A 21,058-nucleotide genomic window follows, 5' to 3' on the forward strand; every position below is an offset into this window, starting at 1 on the left:
GCGCGGGCCGCCCGCTCCTGAGGCGGCGGTGGTCGTATCGCCGAGCAGTCGACGGTCGGGAGGACAGGATGCTCAGACGCGCGGTTCGCTTGCTTGTTCCATTTGTCATGGTCATGTCTGGGGTGGTGGTCGGGGTGGGCGCCACCGCGGGCACGGCGCACGCCGACGAGTGCTACACCTGGAGCCGCACCCTGTCCCAGGGGGCCTCCGGCGGCGATGTGACCCAGCTGCAGATCCGGGTCGCGGGCTGGGTGACCTCCGGGGAGCGGCTGTCCTACGACGGCCAGTACGGCGCCCGGACCGCCGCCGCCGTCAAGAAGTTCCAGGCCGCGTACGGGCTGACCGCGGACGGCGTCGCGGGACCGCAGACCTTCAGCAAGCTCTACGCCCTCCAGGACGCGGACTGCACGCCGGTCCACTTCACCTACGCCGAACTCAACAAGTGCAACGCCGACTGGTCCGGCGGAGCGGTACCGGCGGCCACCGCCAAGGCGAACGCCCTGAAGACCATGTGGAAACTGGAGGCGATGCGGCACGCGCTCGGCGACGTCCCGATCACGATCTCCAGCGGATTCCGTTCCTACGCCTGCAACAACGCGGCCGGCGGCTCGTCCACCAGCCGGCACCTCTACGGCGACGCCGCCGACCTCACCGGTTCGCCGAGCCTGTGCCGGCTCGCCCAGCAGGCCAGGACACACGGCTTCTCGGAGATCCTCGGCCCGGGATACCCCGACCACAACGACCACACCCACGTCGCGTTCGACCCGTCGCCGTACTGGTCGGCGCCCAACTGCGGCGTCTGAGCGGACCGCTGGCGCAGGCGGGGACCACCTCGCCTGCGCCGCGGCCCGTCAGGCGGGCGGAGCGGTCCGGCGTCCGCCGGCCGGCCCGGGCGGTCGGACGGGAGGCCGCCGTGGCCGACGGGAGCGCCCGGGAAGGACCGCCGGACGCGAGAGTTCACGGCCTTCCGGACGGACCCGTCCGCGGTACGCCCGTCAGGACGCGGCGCCGGTAGGTGCCGGGCGGTGTGCCGACCAGCTCGGTGAAGCGGGTGGTGAAGGCGGCCGGCGACGAGAAGCCGACCGCGAAGCAGACCTCGGTGACATCGAGGTCGCCCCGTCGCAGCAGCGCCGCCGCGCGCTCGATGCGACGCGCCGTCAGATAGGCGTACGGCGCCCGGCCGTAGGCGAGCCGGAACTGCCTGCTGAGGTGCCCGGCCGCCATGTTCGCGTCGCGGGCGAGCGCCTCGACGTCCAGCGGCCGCGCGTACTCCCGGTCGATCCGGTCCCGGACGCGGCGCAGCCGCGCGAGGTCGTTCAGGCGCTGCGCGGCAGTCAGCGCGAGCTTCCACGCGGGGTGACACATGGGAGAACCCTTTCGTCGATGTTCGCGGGCGCCGGGGTCCGGTCCCTCACCGCACGGCTCAGCGGAGCTCCTGGATGCGGATCAGGTTGCCCGCGGGGTCGCGGAAGGCGCAGTCGCGGATGCCGTAGGGCTGCTCGGTCGGCTCCTGGACCACCTCGGCGTCGCCGGCCTGCAGCTTCTCGAAGGTGCCGTCGAGATCCCGGGTGGCCAGCAGGATCCAGCCGTAGGTGCCCTTGGCCATCATCTCGACGATGGTGCGGCGCTCGTCCTCGGTGATCCCGGGGTCGGCGGCCGGCGGCGCCAGGAGGAGGGACACGCCGGGCTGATCGACGGGACCGACCGTGATCCAGCGCATCGCGCCCTGTCCGACGTCACTGCGGACCTCGAAACCGAGGGTGTCGCGGTAGAAGGCGAGAGCGGCGTCCGGGTCGTCGTGGGGGAGGGAGACCGTGTGAAGGGTGATGTCCATGACCGTCACGGTAGTTGCGGTCCGGCGACCGGTGCTTCTCGATTCCTGATCCCCCCGCGGCCGTCCGTCCGGCGACGACCGCGCCGCTGACCCCGGGCGCCGGTTCCGCACGTGGCGCGGACACCGGATCACCCGGCATCCACCGGAAACCGACGGTCGGTCAGGTGCTCGGCGTACTGCGCCGAGCACCCCCGCGCGCGGCCCGGACCCCCGCCGGACGGACGGCTTCGGCCCGTGCAGCGGGCCGGTCGCGAGGCGGGACTCCTCAGGAGGCCTGCTCCTGCTTCCGCTCCGGCTCCTGCTTCCCGTCCGCGGCCGGGCCGGGCGCGTCGGGGGACGTGTAGAAGACGGACGTGCCCTGCTTGGTGCGCTGGGCGAGGTTCTTGGCGACCAGCCCTTCGAGGGTGGAGCGCACGACGGTCGTCTTGACGCCCCGGTCGGGATGCCGCCGGCCCAGCGACTCGGCGATCTCGGCGGCGGAACGTGGTTCGCTCCGACTCGTCAGGTACTCACGGACCAGGGAGACGAGCGACGGCTGAGCCGGTTCGGCGGCCTTCGTCCGGGCCGCCGTCTTCTTGGCGGCCGCTCCACGGGACGCCGGAGCGGCCTTCTTGGCCTTCGACCGCTTGGCGCCGCCCGCCGCGGCCGCCGGCTTCTTCCGCGGGGCGGGCACCGCAGCGGCGGGGTCGGGCACGGCGGGGTCGGGCGCGGCGGTTTCGGGCGCGGCGGGTTCCGGTGCGGCGGATCCGGGCGCCGGCGACGCGGGAGCGGGCTGGACACCGAGGGCCTGCTGGACGTTCAGCAGCACGGAACGATCCTGCTCGAGGGCCGCCAACTGCTCCTGCAGCAGGGCGATCTCACCGGTGACACGCTCTTGTTCCTTGAGGTTGCGCTCCAGGTCGGCGGCCACCTGGGCCGCGTACTGGGAGGTCACCCCGTTGTTCTCCGCGGTGGGTCGGGACATGCTTCTCACGCTCCTTCTCGGAATGCCGCGAGCGGTGGGCCCAGAGCCCCGTCACGCGCGGCGCGCCATGAGTGCCCCTTGCCGGGGGCGCCGTGGCCGACAGCAGGTGCAGCGGCACTGCAGTGTCCCAGCGATACTACGGACGAGGAGCGTGCCGGTCGCCGGTGTTCGGACGGAAAACCCCCGTGGCGGCGGCACATGACCGCGAGGCGGGCAGGAGACGCGTTCGGGAAACGGGGCTCCGGCGCCCCGCCGGCCCGGCGCCGGCCGAGGGCCCGGGCGCGGCCGGTGAGTGAACTCGTCGCCGACCCGGCCGACTCCCCTGACGGAGGGTCGGACCGGGTCGGCGACGCGTTCGGACCGGGCCGGCGACGGTGCTGTCGCCGAGTGCTCAGGCTTCTTCCAGGGCTTCGCCGAACTCGCGCAGCACCCGGCCGTGATGACTGTGGGCGAGCTGGTGTCCGACGGCCAGGATCACGGCCACCGGCCATTCGACGACCTTCGCGGCGGCCAGCAGGCCGACGCCGGCGAGGAACGCGAGCTGGTCGGGAGGGGGCAGTTCCACGCGTGTGCCGAACACGTCGAGCGTCACGGCGTGCTGGGTGACGGCGCGGTCCGCCGCCGCGCCGGCCGACTTCGGGTTCGCGCCCGGCGCACCGGGCCGGTCGGGGCCGGCGTCCTGGGGAGTGACGGTCGTGGTGGTCATGGCTGCCGTCCGTTCCCTCGCCGGTCGGCGGGCCTCCAAAGCCTCCGGCGATGCGCTCTGGCGTCCTGTCCCCTTCCCGTCCACCCTATGCGGGGCCCGGGGACGGTGCATCCCCGAGCGGTGGGCCGCCGTCGGGCGGACCGAGCACGACGGGAGGTCGCCGGGGCGCGGTGCGGGAGCGCCCGTGCCGTCGGCGGGCACCAGCCGGTCGCCCGGACGGACGAGGGCGAGCGGCGGCCCCACGACCGTCGGCCCCGACACCACGAGGACCGCCCCGAGCACGGGCGCCGCGTCGGCCGGCGTCCCCGGCAGGGGGCCGGCGAGCAGCGCGGCCGTCGCCCGGGACAAGGCCACGCCGGCCACGACCAGCCCCACCACGGTACGGCGCGTGCGCCTCCGGAGCCGGCGCGGGTCGTGCCCGAGCCCGACGTCGTGGAGGACCACCGCCGCCGACAGCGACACCGACGGCTCGAAGGCCGTGCCGAGCAGGCGGTCGGGGCGGATGCCGCCGGTCGGCGCGCCCGCGGCGAGACCCGTGGGGAGCAGGACGATCAGCGCCGGGACGCGGACACGGACGAAGGCCCCGGTCGGGTGGCGGACCGCGGGACGGGGGCCGCCGGCGACGGCGCGGCGCCGGCCGCCGGTGGCGGCCCCCCGGCGACGGTTCTAGCTTCGGATCATGGAGGCGACGAGCGGCGGGACGGCCGGGGCGGCGGCCGGCCTGCCCGCTCGGCTGGTCGCCCTGGCCTGGCTGACGCAGTTCATGGTGGGGACCGACCTGTTCGTGGTGGCGCCGTTGCTTCCGGCCATCGCCGCGTCGCTCGGTGTCGACGCCGCCAGTACGGGCCTGCTGGTGACGGTCTTCTCCCTCGCGTACGTGGTGGCCTCGCCCCTCGTGGGCCGGCTCGCGGACCGCCGGGACCGGGCCACCGTGCTGGTGTGGGCCCTGGTGCTGTTCTCGGCGGCCAACGCCGCCACCGCCGCGGCGCCCGGCTTCGGTCCGCTGCTGCTGGCCCGTGTGGTGGCGGGCGTCGCGGCCGCCGCCACCGGCCCCACCGTGTACGCGCTGGTCAGCTCCCGTGCGCGGCCGCGGACACGGGCCCAGGTGCTGGCCGTGGTGGGGTCGGGCCTGCTGACCGCGCTGTGGGTGGGCGCTCCCGCGGGGGCCCTGCTGGGCCGGCACGTGGGCTGGCGGGCCGCCTTCGTCATCCTCGCCGTGGGCACGCTGGTGCTGGCGCTGCCCCACGCGTTCGTCTGGCGCCGTGGCCCGGCGGCCGCGCCGGGGGCGCCGACGACGCCGGCGCGGGGCGGTCGTACCGGGACCGGCGCCGCGGTGTCCGCCGTGGCGGTCACCGGCCTGTGGGCCTTCTCCGTCTACAGCCTCTACACGTTCCTGAGCCTCGCCCTCCACGCCGACGGCAGGGGGAGCGCCGTGACGTGGCTGCTCGTGGCGTACGGGGTCGGCGCCGTCGTCGGCGGCCAGGTGGGCGGCGCGTTCGCCGACCGGGCGGGCGCCGTGCGGGTCACCCGGACGGCACTGGCGCTGACCGCCGTGCTGGAGGCCGTGGTGGGGCTGGTCTACCCGGTCACCTGGGCCCTGGCGTGCGCGCTGGGGCTCTTCGCGTCGGCCGCGTACGCGTTCTTCCCCGCCCAGCAGCGGCACCTGGCCGACACGTTCCCCGGGCAGGCGACGGCGGCGCTGTCCTGGAACAACAGCGCGCTGTTCGTCGGCCTGTCGCTGGCGGGCGCGACCGGCGGCCACCTCATGCGCGCCCTCGGCTATCCGGCGCTGCTGTACATCGGCGCCGCCGTGGCGGTGCCGGCGTGTCTGGTCGCCCGCGGCCGGCCGGCCCGTCCCCGGGAACAGGAGGCGCGGTCATGACGGATCCACCCCCCGAGGGCGGGGCACCGGCCCCCGGGGGCCGGTACGGCAAGGACCTGTTCGAGCCGGACGACCCCCATGAGGCCGAGCGGATCGACGCCGGTGCGCTGGTGTACGACCCCGTCACCATGCGGCGCCTGCGGGCGCTGGGCGTCGGCCCGGGCTGGCGCTGCCTGGAGGTGGGCGCCGGGACCGGCACGGTGGCGCGCCGGCTGCTGGAGGCGGGCGTCGAGGAGGTGGTCGCCCTGGACCGGGACACCGGCGCCCTCGCCGCCCTGGCGGGCCCGCGGCTGCGCGTGGTCGCCGCCGACCTCACGGCGGCCGGCCTGACGGCGGCCGACCTCACGAAGGGCGGTCCCGCGACGGAGGACGGCACGCGGCCGGCCGGCTTCGACCTGGTCCACGCCCGGTTCGTCCTGATGCACCTGCCCGAGCGCCGCCGGCTGATCTCACGGCTCGCCGGCTGGCTGAACCCCGGCGGCTGGCTGGTGCTCGGCGACGCCGTGGAACTGCCCGACGTCCTCGACGCCTCCTCCGCCTACCGGCGGACCATGGACGCCATGTGGCAGGCGCTGAGGACGACGATCGGCACCGACATCTCCTCCGTGTCGGCGTACCCCCACTTCCTGAGGGAGGACGGACTGCACGACGTCGGGGCCGAGCTGTTCTGCCCGCCTCTCGTCGCGGGCGGTCCCCTGGCCCGTTTCTGGTCGCGGACCTGGCGCCGGATGCGACCCGCGCTGGAGGCGACCGGCCGGGTCGACGCAGCCGTCGTCGAGGAGGCCCTGGAGTACCTGGACTCGCCGCGACTCGCCGAGCTCGGACCGGGCCTGGCGACGGCGTGGGGGCGGCGGCCCTGACGGGCCGGGAGGGGGCCCGGCCGCGGCACGGCGCTCCCGGGCGGCGCCCCCGGTGATTGTCAGTGGTCCCTCCTAGGGTTTCGGCAGTGGGACTTGCCGGACAGGCCGCAGGTTCCGTTCCTGGGGAGGGGTGTGTCATGTCTGCCGGGTCCACGGTGTCGAGGACGTATCTGGAGCTGTCGCAGGAGGGCGGCGGGGCGCACAAGTTCTACGAGGTGGCCGTCGACGGCCAGGTGGTGACGGTGCGCTACGGACGGATCGGCGCCGCCGGGCAGACCCAGACGACGACGTTCGCCACGCCCCAGAAGGCGCAGGCGGCCGCGGCGAGGAAGGTGGGGGAGAAGATCCGCAAGGGGTACGCCCCGGCCGTGGCCGGAGCGCGCGCCCCGCGCCCGGTGACGCGGCGTCAGGTGTCGTCCGCCCCGTCCACCGCGCGCGCCGTGGCTCCGGTCCTGTGGCGGTTCCGCACGGGGTCGTCGGCGTTCGGGATCCACGTCGACGACGAGCACTGCTGGGTGGGCAACCAGGCGGGTGACGTCTACACCCTGGGCCACGACGGCGGCGTCCTGGCCCGGTTCAGCCTGCCGGACGGGGTGAAGTGCCTCGTCGCCGACGACTTCTGGATCTACGCCGGCTGTGACGACGGCAAGGTCTACGACCTGTCCTCCAAGCTGCCGTTCGCCGCGTACGACATCGCCGCCGAGGTCGACATCTTCTGGCTGGACATCCACGAGGGCGTCCTGAACGTGTCGGACCGCGACGGCGGGCTGACCGTCATCGACCACGAGGACGAGCACCAGTGGGCCCGCCGCAGCCAGGGCGAGCACGCCTGGATGGTCCGCGCCGACGACCGGGCCGTCTACCACGGCCACTACCGGGGCGTCACCGCCTACGCGCCCGACGGCCGGGGGGAGTTGTGGCACACGCCCACCCGGGGCGGTGTGCTCTTCGGCTGGCAGGAGGACGACGCCGTGTACGCGGGCACGGCCCACCGCGTCGTCCAGCGGCTGTCGAAGGCGACCGGAGCGGTGGAGGCCACCTACGCCTGCGACAGCGCGGTGTACTCGTGCGCCACGTCGCCCGGCGGGCGGTTCGTCTTCGCCGGCGACGCCGCGTCGTCGGTCTACTGCTTCGACCAGGACGGCACGCGTCTGTGGAAGCTCGGCACGGGCGACGGCTCCGCGCTGTCGATGCAGTACCGCGACGAGCGGCTGTACCTGGTGACCACGGACGGCTCGCTGGTGTGCGTGGACGCGAGCGAGGCGGCCGTCTCCGCCGCCCAGCAGGGTACGGTGCCCGTGGCGCGGGACATCAAGCTGGCCGCGGCCCTGCCGGTCCAGGCGCCGGTGACGGCCGCGGGCGCCGTGTCCACCGTCGCCCACGCGCCGGCCGGAGCGGTCGTGGTCGAGTGCCTCAGCGAGGGCGGCAGGCTGCGCGTGCACGTGGTGTCCGAGGGCTACGACTCCTCCTGGAAGGTCCAGTTCCCGCGCGCGATACGCGAGCCCGGCGCCCGCTACGTCGTGGACGCCCTGCACCCGGCCGCCGGCGGCTTCTACCGGGTCCGGGGCGAGATCCGTCGCCTGCTCTGACCTGACCACCGCCCCCCCCGCACCACCGGCCGCGCCGCGTCTTGCGGCGCGGCCGGCCGCACACCGCCACGGCGGGCGCACGCACCTGCCGGCACCCGCACGAGCCGGGCCGGAACGGCACCCGCGGCGAGCCCGTACACCGGCTCCGCGGGGCGGACGACGCCCCGGGCCGGGCCATCGTGCGCGGAGGGGTCCGGCCGGTCCCTCTCCTCCGACCCCGCTGCTCCATTCGGGTACAGGATTCACGCGAGCGGCGGCGTGCCGCTCCTTCCCATGGCCTCATTCGCGTGCCGGGGCGGCCAGGATGGCGGCTGACGGACGCGATCGCGCGGGTGAGCCGCCAGCACGGAGAGAGCACGCTTTGAGCATCGTCAATGAACCCCAGGGTGCCGAGGAAGCGGGGTCCCACTACGAGGACGAGCTGCCGGTCCGGCGCCGGCGCCGCGGCGGAGTCGTCATCAAATGGCTGACCACCACGGACCACAAGACGATCGGCACGCTGTACCTGTCGACGTCGTTCGTGTTCTTCCTCATCGGGGGCGTCATGGCCCTCGTCATCCGTGCCGAGCTGGCCCGGCCGGGCCTCCAGCTGATCTCCAACGAGCAGTACAACCAGGCGTTCACGATGCACGGCACGGTCATGCTGCTGATGTTCGCGACGCCGCTGTTCGCCGGTTTCACGAACTGGATCATGCCGCTGCAGATCGGCGCGCCCGACGTGGCGTTCCCCCGGCTGAACATCTTCGCCTACTGGCTCTACCTGTTCGGTTCGCTGATCGCGGTCGCCGGCTTCCTCACCCCGCAGGGTGCGGCCGACTTCGGCTGGTTCGCCTACACCCCGCTGTCGGACGCCGTCCGCACGCCCAACATCGGGGCCGACCTGTGGATCATGGGCCTGGCCTTCTCCGGCTTCGGCACGATCCTCGGCGCGGTCAACTTCATCACCACGATCACCTGCATGCGCGCACCGGGCATGACCATGTTCCGCATGCCGATCTTCACCTGGAACGTCCTGCTGACCAGTGTCCTGGTCCTGCTGGCCTTCCCGGTCCTGGCGGCCGCGCTGTTCGCCCTGGAGGCGGACCGCAAGTTCGGCGCCCACATCTTCGACGCGGCCAACGGCGGCCCCCTGCTGTGGCAACACCTCTTCTGGTTCTTCGGACACCCGGAGGTGTACATCATCGCCCTGCCGTTCTTCGGCATCGTCACGGAAGTCATCCCCGTCTTCTCCCGCAAGCCGATCTTCGGCTACATGGGTCTGGTCGCCGCGACCATCGCGATCGCCGGTCTGTCCATCACGGTGTGGGCGCACCACATGTTCCCCACCGGCGCCGTGCTGCTGCCGTTCTTCTCCTTCATGACGTTCCTCATCGCCGTTCCGACCGGCGTGAAGTTCTTCAACTGGATCGGCACGATGTGGAAGGGATCGGTGTCCTTCGAGACTCCGATGCTCTGGGCGACGGGCTTCCTCGTGACGTTCCTCTTCGGTGGTCTGACCGGCGTCATCCTGGCCTCGCCGCCGATGGACTTCCACGTCACCGACTCGTACTTCGTGGTGGCGCACTTCCACTACGTCGTCTTCGGCACCGTCGTCTTCGCGATGTTCGCCGGCTTCCACTTCTGGTGGCCGAAGTTCACCGGCAAGATGCTCGACGAGCGCCTGGGCAAGATCACCTTCTGGACGCTGTTCGTCGGCTTCCACGGCACCTTCCTGGTCCAGCACTGGCTGGGCGCCGAGGGCATGCCGCGCCGGTACGCGGACTACCTCGCCGCCGACGGCTTCACCGCGCTGAACACGGTCTCGACGATCAGCTCGTTCCTGCTCGGCCTGTCGATGCTCCCCTTCCTGCACAACGTGTGGAAGACGGCCAAGTACGGCGAGCCGGTCGGCGTCGACGACCCGTGGGGCTACGGCCGCTCCCTCGAGTGGGCCACCTCCTGCCCGCCGCCGCGGCACAACTTCCTCACCCTGCCGCGGATCCGCAGCGAGTCCCCCGCGTTCGACCTGCACCACCCGGACGTGGCGATGGTCGAGGCGGCGGCCGACGGGGCCCGCTAGCACAGGACAGGACTGCAGATGAGCGATCCGTCGCACCGGGACGTCGCGAGCGCCGACCTCGGCAACGAGGTCGAGGGGTATCTGCTGTGGCAGGCCAGGGTCATGGAGGCGGAGAGACGCGCGCGTGAGTTCGTCGCCCCCATGGAGTGGACCACCACCGCGCAACGCACCGATATCGAACAGCGCTACGTGGCGGACAGCCTCACCCGCGCTCGGGCCGACCTGGAGCGGGTGGCGGCCCGCTGTGTGTCCCTGCGCGGCGAATACGAGGCCCGCTACCGGACACTGCGGCTGCGCTGCGTGGGCTGGGCGCTGGCCGCGAACGCCTGTGTCGTCGCCGTCGCCGCCTCCTTCGTCCTGCGGTGGCACTGACGGCCGACGCGCCGGGCGGACGCCGGGAAACGGCCGCCGCACGGGCACCGGATGCGGTTTCGGTGCCCGTGCGGCGGGACGGGGAGGGAGGGGCGAGCTCGGCGCTCGCCGCCGGTTCAGCCGTTGCCCATGGCCTTGCGGACGGCGTCCTTGGTGCGGTCCATGAGCGCGGCGACGGGGCCGAGGGCCACGTTGGCCGCGCCGGACTCGACTCCGGGGTGGGGCCGGGTGGGGGCCAGGGCCTCGGCGGCCTTGACGGCCTTGGCCATGGCGGCGAGGTTGGTGACGTCCGTGCTGCGGCGGATGTGCGTGAACTCGTACCGCTCCTCCGCCCGCGCGTGTTCCTGCACGTCCGTCCGCAGGGCCCGCAGCCGCGGCAGGAACTCGGGGTCGTCGGTGTCCATGTCGTCCAGGGCGGAGAGGGTCTCCTTGGCCGCCCGCTCCTCGGCGAGCCGGTCCTCGACGACCTGCTCGCCGCCCGGCAGCGCCCGCCGGGCGAACGGGTGGACGACCTCCTCCTCGGCGGTCTCGTGCACGGCGAGCAGCCGGACGAGGCGGCGGAAGGCGGCGCGGCGCTCCTCGCCCTCGCTCCGCTCGACCTCGTCGAAGAGGTTGCGGATGTCGCCGTGCTGACGCATCAGGAGCCCGACCACGTCGATGTCCCGGGACCGGTCCGCGCCGGCCTGGGGGGTGTGCAGTTCCGTCATGACGCCCTCACTTCTCGCGCAGGGCGGGGTCGGGGTGCTCGCCCTCGGTCTGGACGCGGTACTCGCGGCCGAACATGTCGTCGTGCTCGGCCATGACCCGCTCGCTCGGCGGCTGTTCGCCGCCGTGGATCTGCTCCTGCATCTTCTCGAACCGCTCGTGCGCCTCGCGCACGTAGCCCGCGCCCAGCGTCGTCAGGTCCATCTGCGTGTCGAGCAGTTCGCGCAGGTACTGCTTGTTCGGTTCGAAGGTGAGCACGTTCGGCAGCTCCGGCGCCAGCACCTCCTGCGGCTCACGGCCGTCGTGGCGGCGCATCAGGTCGCAGGCGATGTGCAGGTGCTCCAGCTCCATGTTCAGGTGCAGCTCCCAGATCGCCTTGACCTTCGGATCGCTCTCCTGCTCCATGAACGAGTAGTACAGGTAGCACTCGTTGTACTCGTGGTTGACCAGCTGCTCCCACCACGTCTCACCCGGGTCGACGAGCGACTCGTAGTGCGTGACGTGCTCCTCCTCGATCAGCCCGATCTCCTGGTACAGCTGCCGGGCGATCGGCTCCATGTAGGTGGGGCCGGTGTTCATGTAGAAGTTCATCGTCTGCTGCTCCGCCGACATGATCGTCAGCGCGTGCAGCTTCGACAGCGGGTTCGTCTCGTCCTTGGCGTACGGATCGCGGACGTTGTCGACCGGGTCGCGGTGGTGGAACTTCGTGGGCCGGCCGGGCATGACCTCGGTCAGGTCGTCCACGATCGACTCCGCCTTGCGGTGCTCGATCATCTCGTACAGGTTCGCGTACCGGTACAGGTGGTCGAAGTCCTCCAGCACACCGAACTGGTACGCCTGCTTCAGGTACGGGTCCGGTTCCATCCGCGCCACCCACGCCGTCAGGTCCACGGCGACCTGCTCGTAGGCGATCGTCGTCTCCAGCACGGACGACACCCCGGGCAGCAGCCAGTTCACGACCTTCTGCTGCTGCGCCTCGATGTAGCGGGTCCGCGCGAGCTGCCGCTTCACCTCCGGGTCCACCGTGTTGCGGGCGAGCTGGTGGCTGAAGAGGATCGCCTCCACCTCGATGCCGTTCATGGTGATGATCCGGCACCGGGTGTACGGGTCGCACCGGTCGGGGTCGATGGGCCGCACGTTCAGCTCGCGCCAGCTGCGCAGCTGACGGTCCAGCGGGATGCCCCGCTGCTCCAGTGGGTTGAAGGTCATGGGGGGTGTCTCCTTGGGGGAAGAGTCAGCTCGTGGGCCGGCGGGTACCCCGCCGCTGCCGGCGCGCACGGACCTCGCACCGAGTCTGTCCATGACGGGCGCGTTCCGGCCACCGCTGACGGCGGGGGAGCGCACGGTTCCCCCTGCCGGGTCAGCCGAGATGACATTCCGACCGGCATGTGACATGGCCGGATGTCCGCGCCCGCCTCCTCGCCGGACGGGCGCCGCGGCCGAGGCCGACGGCGGGCCCCTGCGGAGTGATCCCGGGCAGGCCGCGGGTACCGGTAACGGCATGGCGGAAGTGATACAGGCGGGACTGTGGGGGCTGGTGGCGGGTTCGGCGCTGCTCGTGGGGGCCGCGCTCGGATACGGGCTGCGCGTGCCGCAGAAGCTGATCGCCACGGTGATGGCGTTCGGCGCCGGGGTGCTGCTGTCGGCGGTCTCCTTCGAACTGGTCGGTGAGGCGTACGACCAGGCCGGGCTGGCCCCGGCGGCGATCGGCACGCTCGCCGGCGCCGTCGCCTACACGGCGGGGAACCTCTGGCTGGCCGCCCGCGGCGCCCGGCACCGCAAGCGCTCCGGCCACCATGCGGCGCAGTCCCAGCCGTCCGAGGCCGAGCAGGGCGGATCCGGGACGGCGCTGGCGCTCGGGGCCCTGCTGGACGGCGTTCCGGAATCGGCCGTCATCGGGGTCGGCCTGCTCGACGGCGGGACGGTCAGCCTGGTGACCGTGGCAGCGGTGTTCATCAGCAACGTCCCCGAGGGGCTGTCCAGTTCGGCGGGGATGAAGCGGGCCGGGCGCGGCAAGGCGTACGTCTTCGGGGTGTGGTCGGCGATCGCGGCGGCGAGCACCGTCTCCGCCGTCCTCGGCTACACCGTCGTCGGGGCCTTCTCCCCGGCCGTGATCGCGGCGGTCACGGCGGTGGCCGCCGGTGCGATCCTCGCCATGATCGCCGACACGATGATCCCCGAGGCGTTCCAGGACGCCCAGCTGGCCATCGGGCTGATCACCGTGTGCGGCTTCCTGGTCTCCTTCGCCCTCTCCCACAGCTGACGACGGTCCCGTCCGCCACCCCGTCGCGTCAGGTGGCGGACCGCTCGTCGCCCGGCCTGCGCAGCACCTCGAGCAGGTCCTCGCGCCCGGCCACCGCCTCCAGTGCCAGCGTGCGGTAGCCCGACCGGTCGAACAGCACCGTGATGCGGTCCCCGTCCTCACTGAGCACCGTGCCCTCGCCCCACCGCTCGTGCCGCACCTCGGCGCCCACGGGGTAGCAGGCCGCGGCGGGATGGGAGGGCCGCTCCCCGTGCCCGGGCCCGGCGCCCTCCTCGCCGCGGGCGTCGCCCGCGTCGCAGCCGTCGCAGTTCCCGCACGGCGCCGCGTAGTCCTCCCCGAAGTAGCCGAGCAGGAAGCGCCGCCGGCAGCCGGTCGTCTCGGCGTAGGCCCGCGCCATCTCGACCCGCGACCGCTCCGTCCTGCGGTGCGCCTCGGCCGTCCGCACGGCCTCCTCGACCGCCCGGTCGGGAGACACGCCGGGGACCGGACGCACCTCGCCCTCTTCCCCGGTGGCGGCGGCCTCGGCCTCCTCCAGCAGGTTCACCGCGGCGGTGACCCGGTTCCTGGACAGTCCCGTGTCCTCGCGCAGCTCCTCGATGCCGGCGGGGTCCGCGCGGTGGTCGTGGACGGCGTCGACCACGTCGGACAGGGTGTCGCGGCTCGGAGCGCGGCCGGCGAAGTACGACTGCATCCCCGTGTCCTGCGACCGGTAGTGCAGCACGGCGAGGGCCGGGCGGCCGTCCCTGCCGCAGCGGCCGGTCTCCTGGTAGTAGGCGTCCAGGGAGCCCGGCAGCGACGCGTGCAGCACGAACCGTACGTCCTCCTTGTCGATGCCCATGCCGAACGCCGAGGTCGCCACCACGACGTCGGCCGCGCCGGAGAGGAACACGTCGTGGACGCGGGCGCGTTCGGCGGCGCGCAGACCGGCGTGGTACGCCTCGGCGGCCAGCCCCAGGGAGGCCAGTTCACGGGCGTAGTACTCGCTGTCCTTGCGGGTCGCCGCGTAGACGATGCCCGGCTTCGGCTCGGCGGCGGCCCGCTCGACGACGGCCCGGCGCCGGTCGTCCTCGTCCTGGAAACGGGACACCTCCAGCCTGATGTTCGGCCGGTCGAAGCCGGTCACCATCAGCCGCGGCCGGCGCATGCCCAGCCGTTGCGCGATCTCCCTGCGCACCGGCGGGGCGGCCGTCGCGGTCAGGGCGAGCACCGGCGGCCCGCCCACCCGCCGGACCGCCTGCTCCAGGCGCAGGTAGTCGGGCCGGAAGTCATGGCCCCAGGAGGACACGCACTGGGCCTCGTCGACCACGAAAAGGGCCGGTTCCGCCTCGGCCAGCCGTTCCACCACCTCGTCCTTGGCCAGCTGCTCCGGCGCCAGGTACACGAAGCGGACCTCGCCCCGGTCCACCGCCTCCCACGCGGTCTGCGTCTGCGCCGCCCCGAGGTCGGAGTTGACCGCGACGGCCGCGGGGACGCGGTCGCCCTCCGGGAGGCCGGCGATCTGGTCCCGCTGGAGGGCCAGCAGCGGCGACACGACCACGACCGGCCCGGACAGCATCAGGGCGGGGACCTGGTAGACGGCGGACTTCCCGGACCCGGTCGGCATCACGACGAGGGCGTCCTCGCCCTCCAGCACCCATTCCATGGCGGTGAGCTGCTCGGGCAGCAGGGTCTCCCATCCGAACACGTCGGCGGCGATCCGGCGCAGGCGCCCGGCCCGGTCCTGCTCCGCACCCGGTTCCCCACGACCCATGACCCGCTCCTCGCTTCTTCCGGTGCGGACGCGAGAGCCGCGCCCGTGATCCGCACGCCTGGGTACCCGCGGGACGGACGCGTACCCGTCGCCCGAGCCGTCCGGCCGGTCGCCCGGGGGACGGCGCGGCGCGCTGCGCGGGGCCGCGGCCGTTCACCCCTTTCGGGCACGGCTCGTCCACCTCCCCACGGGCACGGCTGCTTCCCCGCGCGACGCGTGTGCCCGGCGAGCGCCGCCGCGTCAGCCGGTCAGGTGCCGCTCCAGCCAGTCCGCGGCGGCCCGGCGGAACAGACGCCGGTTGTCGGCGCGCAGGAAGTCGTGCCCCTCGTCGCGCAGTGTGAGCAGCTGGGCGTCATGGCCGCGTTCGCGCGCCGCCCTGAGGAACTGCTCCGACTCCCGGGGCGGGACGTTGGTGTCGTGCTCCCCGTGAACGGCGAGCACCGGCACCCGCAGCGCGTCGACACGGCTCATCGGCGACAGCGAGCGCAGCAGTGCGCGGTCGCGCTGGGGATGCCCGTACTTGTGGGCCGCCGACTGCGCGATCCACGGCTCGGTGCCCTCGAAGAACGTCGCGAAGTCCGACATGCCGCAGACCGCCACCCCGGTGCGGAACAGCTCCGGATGCCAGACCAGGGAGGCGAACGTGAGGTAGCCGCCGTACGAGCGGCCCATCACGGCCAGCCGCGCCGGATCGGCGGGGCCCGCCAGCACCGCGTGCGCGGCGCAGTCGGCGACGTCCTCGATCGCGGCGAACCGGCCCGTGCCCAGGTCGGCGTCGACGAACGACCGGCCGTGGCCGGAGGATCCGCGCACGTCCGGGGCGAAGATGTCCAGCCCTCGTCCCAGGATCTCGTGGTAGAGCGGGTTGAGGACGGGACGTTCCTGTTCCTCGGGTCCCCCGTGCAGATGGATCACGCAGGGCGCCGGCTCGCCCGGCCCGCGCCCCGGCGCACGGTAGTACCAGCCGTGCAGGGACAGCCCGTCCCGCGCGGTCAGGCCGAGCGCCACCGGCCGGACGGGCGGACGGCCCGGGGGAACGGCGTCCTCGTCGCGGGACGACCACGGGGTGCGCAGCACGGACACTCCTTCGTGGAGCCACCACACGCCCGGACGGCGCTGCGACCCGGACAGGGCGAGCGCCATCCGGCCCGCGCCCGCGGCCGTGACACGCGTGACCACTTCGTGGGGGAGGGGCACGGGCCGCGGCGGTCCGACGGCCGCTCCGTCGGTTCCGTGCGGGACCGTGTCGACGACTTCGACCTCGCTCGCGCCCCGGACGTTCCAGGCGAGGACGGCGGTGCGGCCGTCGAGGGCGAAGCCGAGCAGCTCCAGCTCGCTGCCCTCGCGTTCGGAGGCGACGGTCCAGCCGCGCGGGTGACCGTCGGGAGCGAGCTCGGCGGCGAGCAGGGCCGCGAACTCCCGATGGGCGTCGCTGCGCAGCCAGAGCGCGTCCGCGCGGGGCGAGAACCGGCCGATCCACGGGTCGCCGTCGGCGACCGGCATGACACAGGTCGTGGTGAGGTCCGAGGTGCGGAGCACCACCGCCTCACGCCGGCCGCGGGGGCCCCGGCGCAGCAGCGCCAGCGCGCCGTCACGGCTGATGTCGCACACGCGCAGCGTCGCCGCGTCCGTCTCGGTGGCGAGCAGGACCGGGGCCGCCGCGCCGTCGGGGTCGATCAGGTACGCGGACAGCCCGTCGCCGGAGCCGGCCGGCGGCGCGGCCGGCGGCCCCTGCCGGGCGGCGGGGAAGGCCGTCACGTCGGTGGCCAAGGGGGACAGCGGCGTGACGGCCCCCGCGTCGGTGAGCGGTGCGGCGCCGAGCAGAACGGCGTCGCCGTCACGGCCCGACCAGCCGGCCGGCCGGCGGCCGACACGGCCCCCGGGCTCCTCGGCACCGGGGTCCGCCAGGACGTCCCGGAGACCGGGCGCGGCGGTCGGGACGGCGACGGTGACGGCGACGGCCGATCCGTCGTGCGCCCAGCAGCCCAGGTAGGCCGAGCTGCCCGGCTCGGCCCCGGCCAGGATGTGGCGGTCGGTCCCGTCGGGACGTACGCACAGCACCCGTGAGTGCTCGCCGCCGCCGGGAGCCGTGGTGTACGCGATCCACCGGCCGTCGGGCGACCAGGACACCTCCCGGACGGGGTCCGGTCCGGAGTCGAGCAGCCGCACGTCACCGCCGTCGAGCGGTCCGGCCCACAGCTGGGGCACCCCGCCCCGGTCGCAGATGAAGGCCACCTGCGTCCCGGAGGGGTCGGCCGAGGGGTACCAGCAGCCGTGCGCGATGAGCCGTGTCGTGGCGTCCCGTGGACCGGAGGCGTCCGGCAGCGGGACGGGCGCGGGGGCGGCGAGGGCGGAGGCACGCTCCTCCGGCGGCGCCGCGCCGGCGCCCGGCGCCGGGGGAGGAGCGGTGAGCTGCTCCACGGCCGCCGTGCCGGGGCCGTACCCGTCGTCCGGGCCCTGTGGTCCGTACGCGCCGTCCGGGTCTCCCGGCCCGTACGGGCCGGGAGACGCCTGCGGGGGGTGCGTGCCGTCGCGGCCGTACGCGGCGCGTCCGTCGGTCAGATTCCGTGCGTCTGAAGCCATATCTCCAGCAAAGCCACTTGCCACAGCGCGTTGGCCCCGCGCTTGGTGCGGTGTCGGTCGGGGGCGGCCAGGAGCTCGGCGAGGTACTCGTCCCTGAAGAGACCGCGCCGCCCGGCCTCGGGGGCGTTGAGCGCCTCACGGACCCGGTCCAGGACGGGCCCGGCCATATGGGTGATCGCCGGAACCGGGAAGTAGCCCTTCGGACGGTCGACCACCTCCTGGGGCAGCAGTTTGCGGCCGGCCTCCTTCAGGATGCCCTTGCCGCCGTCGGCCAGCTTCAGTTCCGGCGGGCAGGCGGCGGCCAGCTCCACCAGCTCGTGGTCCAGGAAGGGCACCCGGGCCTCCAGGCCCCAGTCCATGGTCATGTTGTCGACCCGTTTCACCGGATCGTCCACGAGCATGACGTGGGTGTCCAGCCGCAGGGCCGCGTCGAGGGCCGTCTCGGCTCCGGGCACCGCCATGTGCTCCCGCACGAAGCGGCCGGAGACGTCGTCCGGCGGCAGCATGTGCGGCTGCAGGATCCGGGCGAGGTCGGCGTGCGACCGGTCGAAGTACGTCTCGGCGTACCGCTCGGGCTCGTCCTCCCGGGCGACCGCGGCCAGCTGCGGGTACCAGCCGTAGCCGGCGAACACCTCGTCGGCGCCCTGCCCGCTCTGGACGACCTTCACCTCCTTCGCCACCTGCTCGGCCAGCAGGTGGAACGCGACCACGTCGTGGCTCATCATCGGCTCGCTCATCGCCGCGACGGCGTGGTCCAGCGCCGAGGACACCCGCTGGGAGGGGACCAGCAGCTGGTGGTGGTCGGTGGCGAACTCCCTGGCCACCAGGTCGGAGTAGGCGAACTCGTCCCCCTCGGCGCCGCCCTCCGACTCGAATCCCACGCTGAACGTCGCCAGGTCCCGCTGGCCCTCGTCGGCCAGCAGCGCCACGATCAGGCTGGAGTCCAGACCGCCCGAGAGCAGGACACCGACCGGCACGTCGGCGACCATCCGCCGGCGCACGGCGGTGCGCAGCGCGTCCAGCACCGCGTCCCGCCACTCGCTCGGGCTCATGTCCGCGAGTTCGGGGCGGCGCGTGTACGACGGCTGCCAGTAGCAGTGATCCCGGTGGGTGCCGTCCGGCTCGACGACCCGCACGGTGGCCGGGGGCAGCTTGCGCACCCCGGTCAGCACGGTGCGGGGCGCGGCCACGGTCGCGTGCCAGCTGAGGTACTGGTGGACGGCCACCGGATCCAGCGAGGTGTCGACGTCGCCGCCCGCGAGCAGCGCCGGGAGCGTGGACGCGAACCGCATCCGGCCGGGGGAGTGCGCCAGGTACAGGGGCTTGATGCCGAGCCGGTCCCGGGCCAGCACCAGACGGCCGGTGCGGTGCTCGAACAGGGCGAAGGCGAACATGCCGTAGAAGCGCTCGACGCAGGCGGTGCCCCACTGCCGGTACGCCCGCAGGATGACCTCGGTGTCGGAGGTGGACTCGAAGCGGTGGCCGAGGCCCCGCAGCTCCTCGCGCAGTTCCTTGTAGTTGTAGACGCAGCCGTTGAAGACGCCGGTGATCTCCTGCTGGGGGTCGGTCATCGGCTGGGCGCCGGACTCCGAGAGATCGATGATCTTCAGTCGCCGGTGCGCCAGCGCCACGGCGCCCAGCGACCGGACGCCCTCGCCGTCGGGGCCCCGGGCGGCGAGCCGGTCGTTCATCCGCCGCACGGCCGCCAGGTCGGGCCGGCCCCCGTCGAAGCGCATCTCTCCGCTCAGGCCGCACATCACGCACCACCTCCCCGGCGCGCGTCGGTGGCCCGCACCGGTGCGGTGTGCCCGGGCCTGCCCTCCGAAAGCTGGGCGGAGCTGGTCGACATGGTGAGTACTTCTCCTTCGAGGACTTCGAGGACTTCGAGGACTTCGGGAACCGAGGGAACTTCGAGGACTTCGGGAACGGGGGCGGGGGACGCGGACCGGAGACCTCCGGGCGGAGCGGCACGCACGGCGCTTCTCCCCGTCACAGGCCGGGCATCCTGGCCGGGCCGGTGCCCAGGGCGTCGCTCACGTCCAGTCCGCTGGGCGAGAACCCCCTGGTCGGAGCCGGAGACGGGGCAGGAGCCGCGGGGGGAGCGGCCGCCGCGGTGGGGGCGGGGCGGCAGCGCCTGACGGTCTCCCCGCGGGTTTCCGCGATCACCAGGTCGGTGCAGGCCAGCAGGTCCTCCTTCGCGGCCGTGCGGCGCATGCGATGGGCGGCGCTGCCGTCCGCGAGCGCCTTCTCCGCGAGGGCGTGGACGACCTGCCAGTCGCCCGCCGCCTCGAGCGCCGGGCGCACCCGCTCCAGCAGGCCGCGCACGACCTGCGCCGCGGGCGCCTCCTTGTGCGTCTCCGGGTCGACCAGGGCGCCTTCGAGGCCGGACCTGGCGGCCCGCCAGTCGGCGGCCCGCAGCCACTCGTGCCGGCCGGCGCACACGGGAGCCCCCGGGCCTTCCAGCCGTTGCCGGGCGTCCGTCACCAGGGCGCGGAAGAGTCCGGCGACGAGCACGACCGTCTCCGGGCGCGGGCAGGCGTCGCAGATGCGCAGCTCGAGCGTCTGCTGGTGCGCGGACGGCCGGATGTCGTAGTAGATCATCCCCGCGTCGCTGATGACTCCGGAGCCGATCAGCTCACGCACGGACGCGTCGTACTCGGCGGCGTTCGCGAAGCATCCGATCGGTCCCGCCGTGGGCCAGCGCTGCCACAGCATCGTCCGCCAGCTCGCGTAGCCGGTGTCGGCGCCCAGCCAGAACGGGGAGCTCGCGGACAGGGCGAGCAGCACGTGCAGCCACGGCGACACCTCGCACATGATCCGTACGGCCGTGTCGCGGTCGGGAACGTCCACGTGGACGTGGACCCCGCAGATAAGCTGTTCGTCGGCGACCCTCCGGTACTCGTCCACCATGTGGCGGTAGCGGTCGTCGGCGGTGGTGCGGACGGCCGCCGTGCCCGCCAGCGGCACGGTCCCCGCGGCCACCACGGCCAGCCCGTGGGCGGAGGCGGCCACGTCCAGCCGCCGCCGGGTGCCGGTCACGTCGCGGTACAGGTCGTCCAGGGACTCGTGGACGCCGCTGTTCGTCTCCACGGCCGCCTGCTGCAACTCGGTCGTGAAGGTGGGTGTGGGAAGCCCCTGCAGCACCGTGTCTGCGCGGGGCACCAGCAGGCCGGACTCCACCTCGACGAGGTGGAACTCCTCCTCCACTCCGATACGAACGGTCACGGCCACTCCTAGAGATGACGGCGGATGCTTCGCTGCCCCGATCCGACAAACCGGTCCCGTCGGAGTCACAAAGCGGCGGACTACCTCCTCGGAGTTCCCAGAGACCCCACCCGTAATCGCCACATGCTCTCCAGAGAGACCTATGTCTCATATGAGCGGCTGATGACGGAGGGTGAGGCGACGTCATGGAACGCGCCGAGGCGGGTGCGACCCCCTCCCTGTCGCCCCATCGGGCGGTTACCCCGTCGGCGCCTTCTGGATCCTGC

The 21,058-nt window shown here is 73.5% G+C and carries 17 protein-coding genes; 7 read left to right on the forward strand and 10 right to left on the reverse strand.

Annotated features, from left to right (window positions below):
- Window positions 1-68: 68 nt before the first annotated feature.
- Window positions 69-803 carry a D-Ala-D-Ala carboxypeptidase family metallohydrolase gene (locus ACH4F6_RS14410; RefSeq protein WP_397960446.1) on the forward strand — a complete coding sequence of 245 codons (735 nt, stop codon included), beginning with the start codon at window positions 69-71 and terminating at the stop codon, window positions 801-803.
- 154 nt (window positions 804-957) lie between these two features.
- Here the strand turns inward: ACH4F6_RS14410 and ACH4F6_RS14415 are convergent, their stop codons facing one another.
- The 4 genes from ACH4F6_RS14415 to ACH4F6_RS14430 form a co-directional block, all read right to left on the reverse strand.
- The gene (locus ACH4F6_RS14415; protein WP_397960447.1) at window positions 958-1,365 is read right to left on the reverse strand and encodes a helix-turn-helix transcriptional regulator; all 408 of its coding nucleotides are present in this window, start codon (window positions 1,363-1,365) and stop codon (window positions 958-960) included.
- 58 nt (window positions 1,366-1,423) lie between these two features.
- A complete protein-coding gene (locus tag ACH4F6_RS14420) occupies window positions 1,424-1,834 on the reverse strand; it encodes a VOC family protein (protein WP_397960448.1) in 411 nt (136 codons plus the stop codon).
- Between the two features lie 265 nt (window positions 1,835-2,099).
- Window positions 2,100-2,798 (reverse strand): hypothetical protein, encoded by a 699-nt coding sequence (locus ACH4F6_RS14425; RefSeq protein WP_397960450.1) that lies wholly within the window; start codon window positions 2,796-2,798, stop codon window positions 2,100-2,102.
- A 391-nt stretch (window positions 2,799-3,189) separates the two neighbouring features.
- On the reverse strand, window positions 3,190-3,504 hold the full coding sequence (locus ACH4F6_RS14430; RefSeq protein WP_397960451.1) for a hypothetical protein: 315 nt from the start codon (window positions 3,502-3,504) through the stop codon (window positions 3,190-3,192).
- A gap of 679 nt (window positions 3,505-4,183) precedes the next feature.
- On the opposite strand from ACH4F6_RS14430, the gene ACH4F6_RS14435 reads away from it, so the two are divergent.
- The 5 genes from ACH4F6_RS14435 (at window position 4,184) to ACH4F6_RS14455 (ending at window position 10,266) form a co-directional block, all read left to right on the forward strand.
- The gene (locus ACH4F6_RS14435) at window positions 4,184-5,386 is read left to right on the forward strand and encodes an MFS transporter (RefSeq protein WP_397960452.1); all 1,203 of its coding nucleotides are present in this window, start codon (window positions 4,184-4,186) and stop codon (window positions 5,384-5,386) included.
- A complete protein-coding gene (locus tag ACH4F6_RS14440) occupies window positions 5,383-6,246 on the forward strand; it encodes a class I SAM-dependent methyltransferase (protein WP_397960453.1) in 864 nt (287 codons plus the stop codon). Before ACH4F6_RS14435 ends, ACH4F6_RS14440 begins: the two co-directional genes overlap by 4 nt.
- Window positions 6,247-6,383: 137 nt before the next feature.
- Entirely contained in the window at window positions 6,384-7,835 is a 1,452-nt protein-coding gene (locus tag ACH4F6_RS14445) for a WGR domain-containing protein (protein ID WP_397960454.1), read from the forward strand.
- Window positions 7,836-8,196: 361 nt separating this feature from the next.
- Window positions 8,197-9,894 carry a cytochrome c oxidase subunit I gene (gene ctaD / locus ACH4F6_RS14450; protein ID WP_397960455.1) on the forward strand — a complete coding sequence of 566 codons (1,698 nt, stop codon included), beginning with the start codon at window positions 8,197-8,199 and terminating at the stop codon, window positions 9,892-9,894.
- 18 nt (window positions 9,895-9,912) lie between these two features.
- Entirely contained in the window at window positions 9,913-10,266 is a 354-nt protein-coding gene (locus ACH4F6_RS14455) for a cytochrome C oxidase subunit I (protein ID WP_397960456.1), read from the forward strand.
- A gap of 116 nt (window positions 10,267-10,382) precedes the next feature.
- On the opposite strand, the gene ACH4F6_RS14460 is transcribed toward ACH4F6_RS14455, so the two are convergent.
- Both ACH4F6_RS14460 and ACH4F6_RS14465 read right to left on the reverse strand, forming a co-directional pair.
- On the reverse strand, window positions 10,383-10,973 hold the full coding sequence (locus ACH4F6_RS14460) for a hemerythrin domain-containing protein (RefSeq protein ID WP_397960457.1): 591 nt from the start codon (window positions 10,971-10,973) through the stop codon (window positions 10,383-10,385).
- Between the two features lie 7 nt (window positions 10,974-10,980).
- Window positions 10,981-12,180, reverse strand: a complete 1,200-nt coding sequence (locus ACH4F6_RS14465) for a hypothetical protein (RefSeq protein WP_397960458.1) — start codon at window positions 12,178-12,180, stop codon at window positions 10,981-10,983.
- Between the two features lie 292 nt (window positions 12,181-12,472).
- On the opposite strand from ACH4F6_RS14465, the gene ACH4F6_RS14470 reads away from it, so the two are divergent.
- The gene (locus ACH4F6_RS14470; protein WP_397960459.1) at window positions 12,473-13,234 is read left to right on the forward strand and encodes a ZIP family metal transporter; all 762 of its coding nucleotides are present in this window, start codon (window positions 12,473-12,475) and stop codon (window positions 13,232-13,234) included.
- A 28-nt stretch (window positions 13,235-13,262) separates the two neighbouring features.
- On the opposite strand, the gene ACH4F6_RS14475 is transcribed toward ACH4F6_RS14470, so the two are convergent.
- The 4 genes from ACH4F6_RS14475 to ACH4F6_RS14490 form a co-directional block, all read right to left on the reverse strand.
- Complete coding sequence (locus ACH4F6_RS14475) at window positions 13,263-14,984, reverse strand: RecQ family ATP-dependent DNA helicase (protein ID WP_397960460.1); 1,722 nt, start codon at window positions 14,982-14,984, stop codon at window positions 13,263-13,265.
- Between the two features lie 240 nt (window positions 14,985-15,224).
- Window positions 15,225-17,567 carry a S9 family peptidase gene (locus ACH4F6_RS14480; RefSeq protein WP_397960461.1) on the reverse strand — a complete coding sequence of 781 codons (2,343 nt, stop codon included), beginning with the start codon at window positions 17,565-17,567 and terminating at the stop codon, window positions 15,225-15,227.
- Entirely contained in the window at window positions 17,543-19,324 is a 1,782-nt protein-coding gene (locus tag ACH4F6_RS14485) for an N-acetylglutaminylglutamine amidotransferase (protein WP_397960462.1), read from the reverse strand. Before ACH4F6_RS14485 ends, ACH4F6_RS14480 begins: the two co-directional genes overlap by 25 nt.
- Before the next feature lie 232 nt (window positions 19,325-19,556).
- Complete coding sequence (locus ACH4F6_RS14490) at window positions 19,557-20,792, reverse strand: glutamate--cysteine ligase (protein WP_397960463.1); 1,236 nt, start codon at window positions 20,790-20,792, stop codon at window positions 19,557-19,559.
- Window positions 20,793-21,058 lie beyond the last annotated feature (266 nt).

Origin of the sequence: Streptomyces sp. NPDC017936 (assembly GCF_044328485.1) — a bacterium.
Lineage (GTDB): Bacteria > Actinomycetota > Actinomycetes > Streptomycetales > Streptomycetaceae > Streptomyces.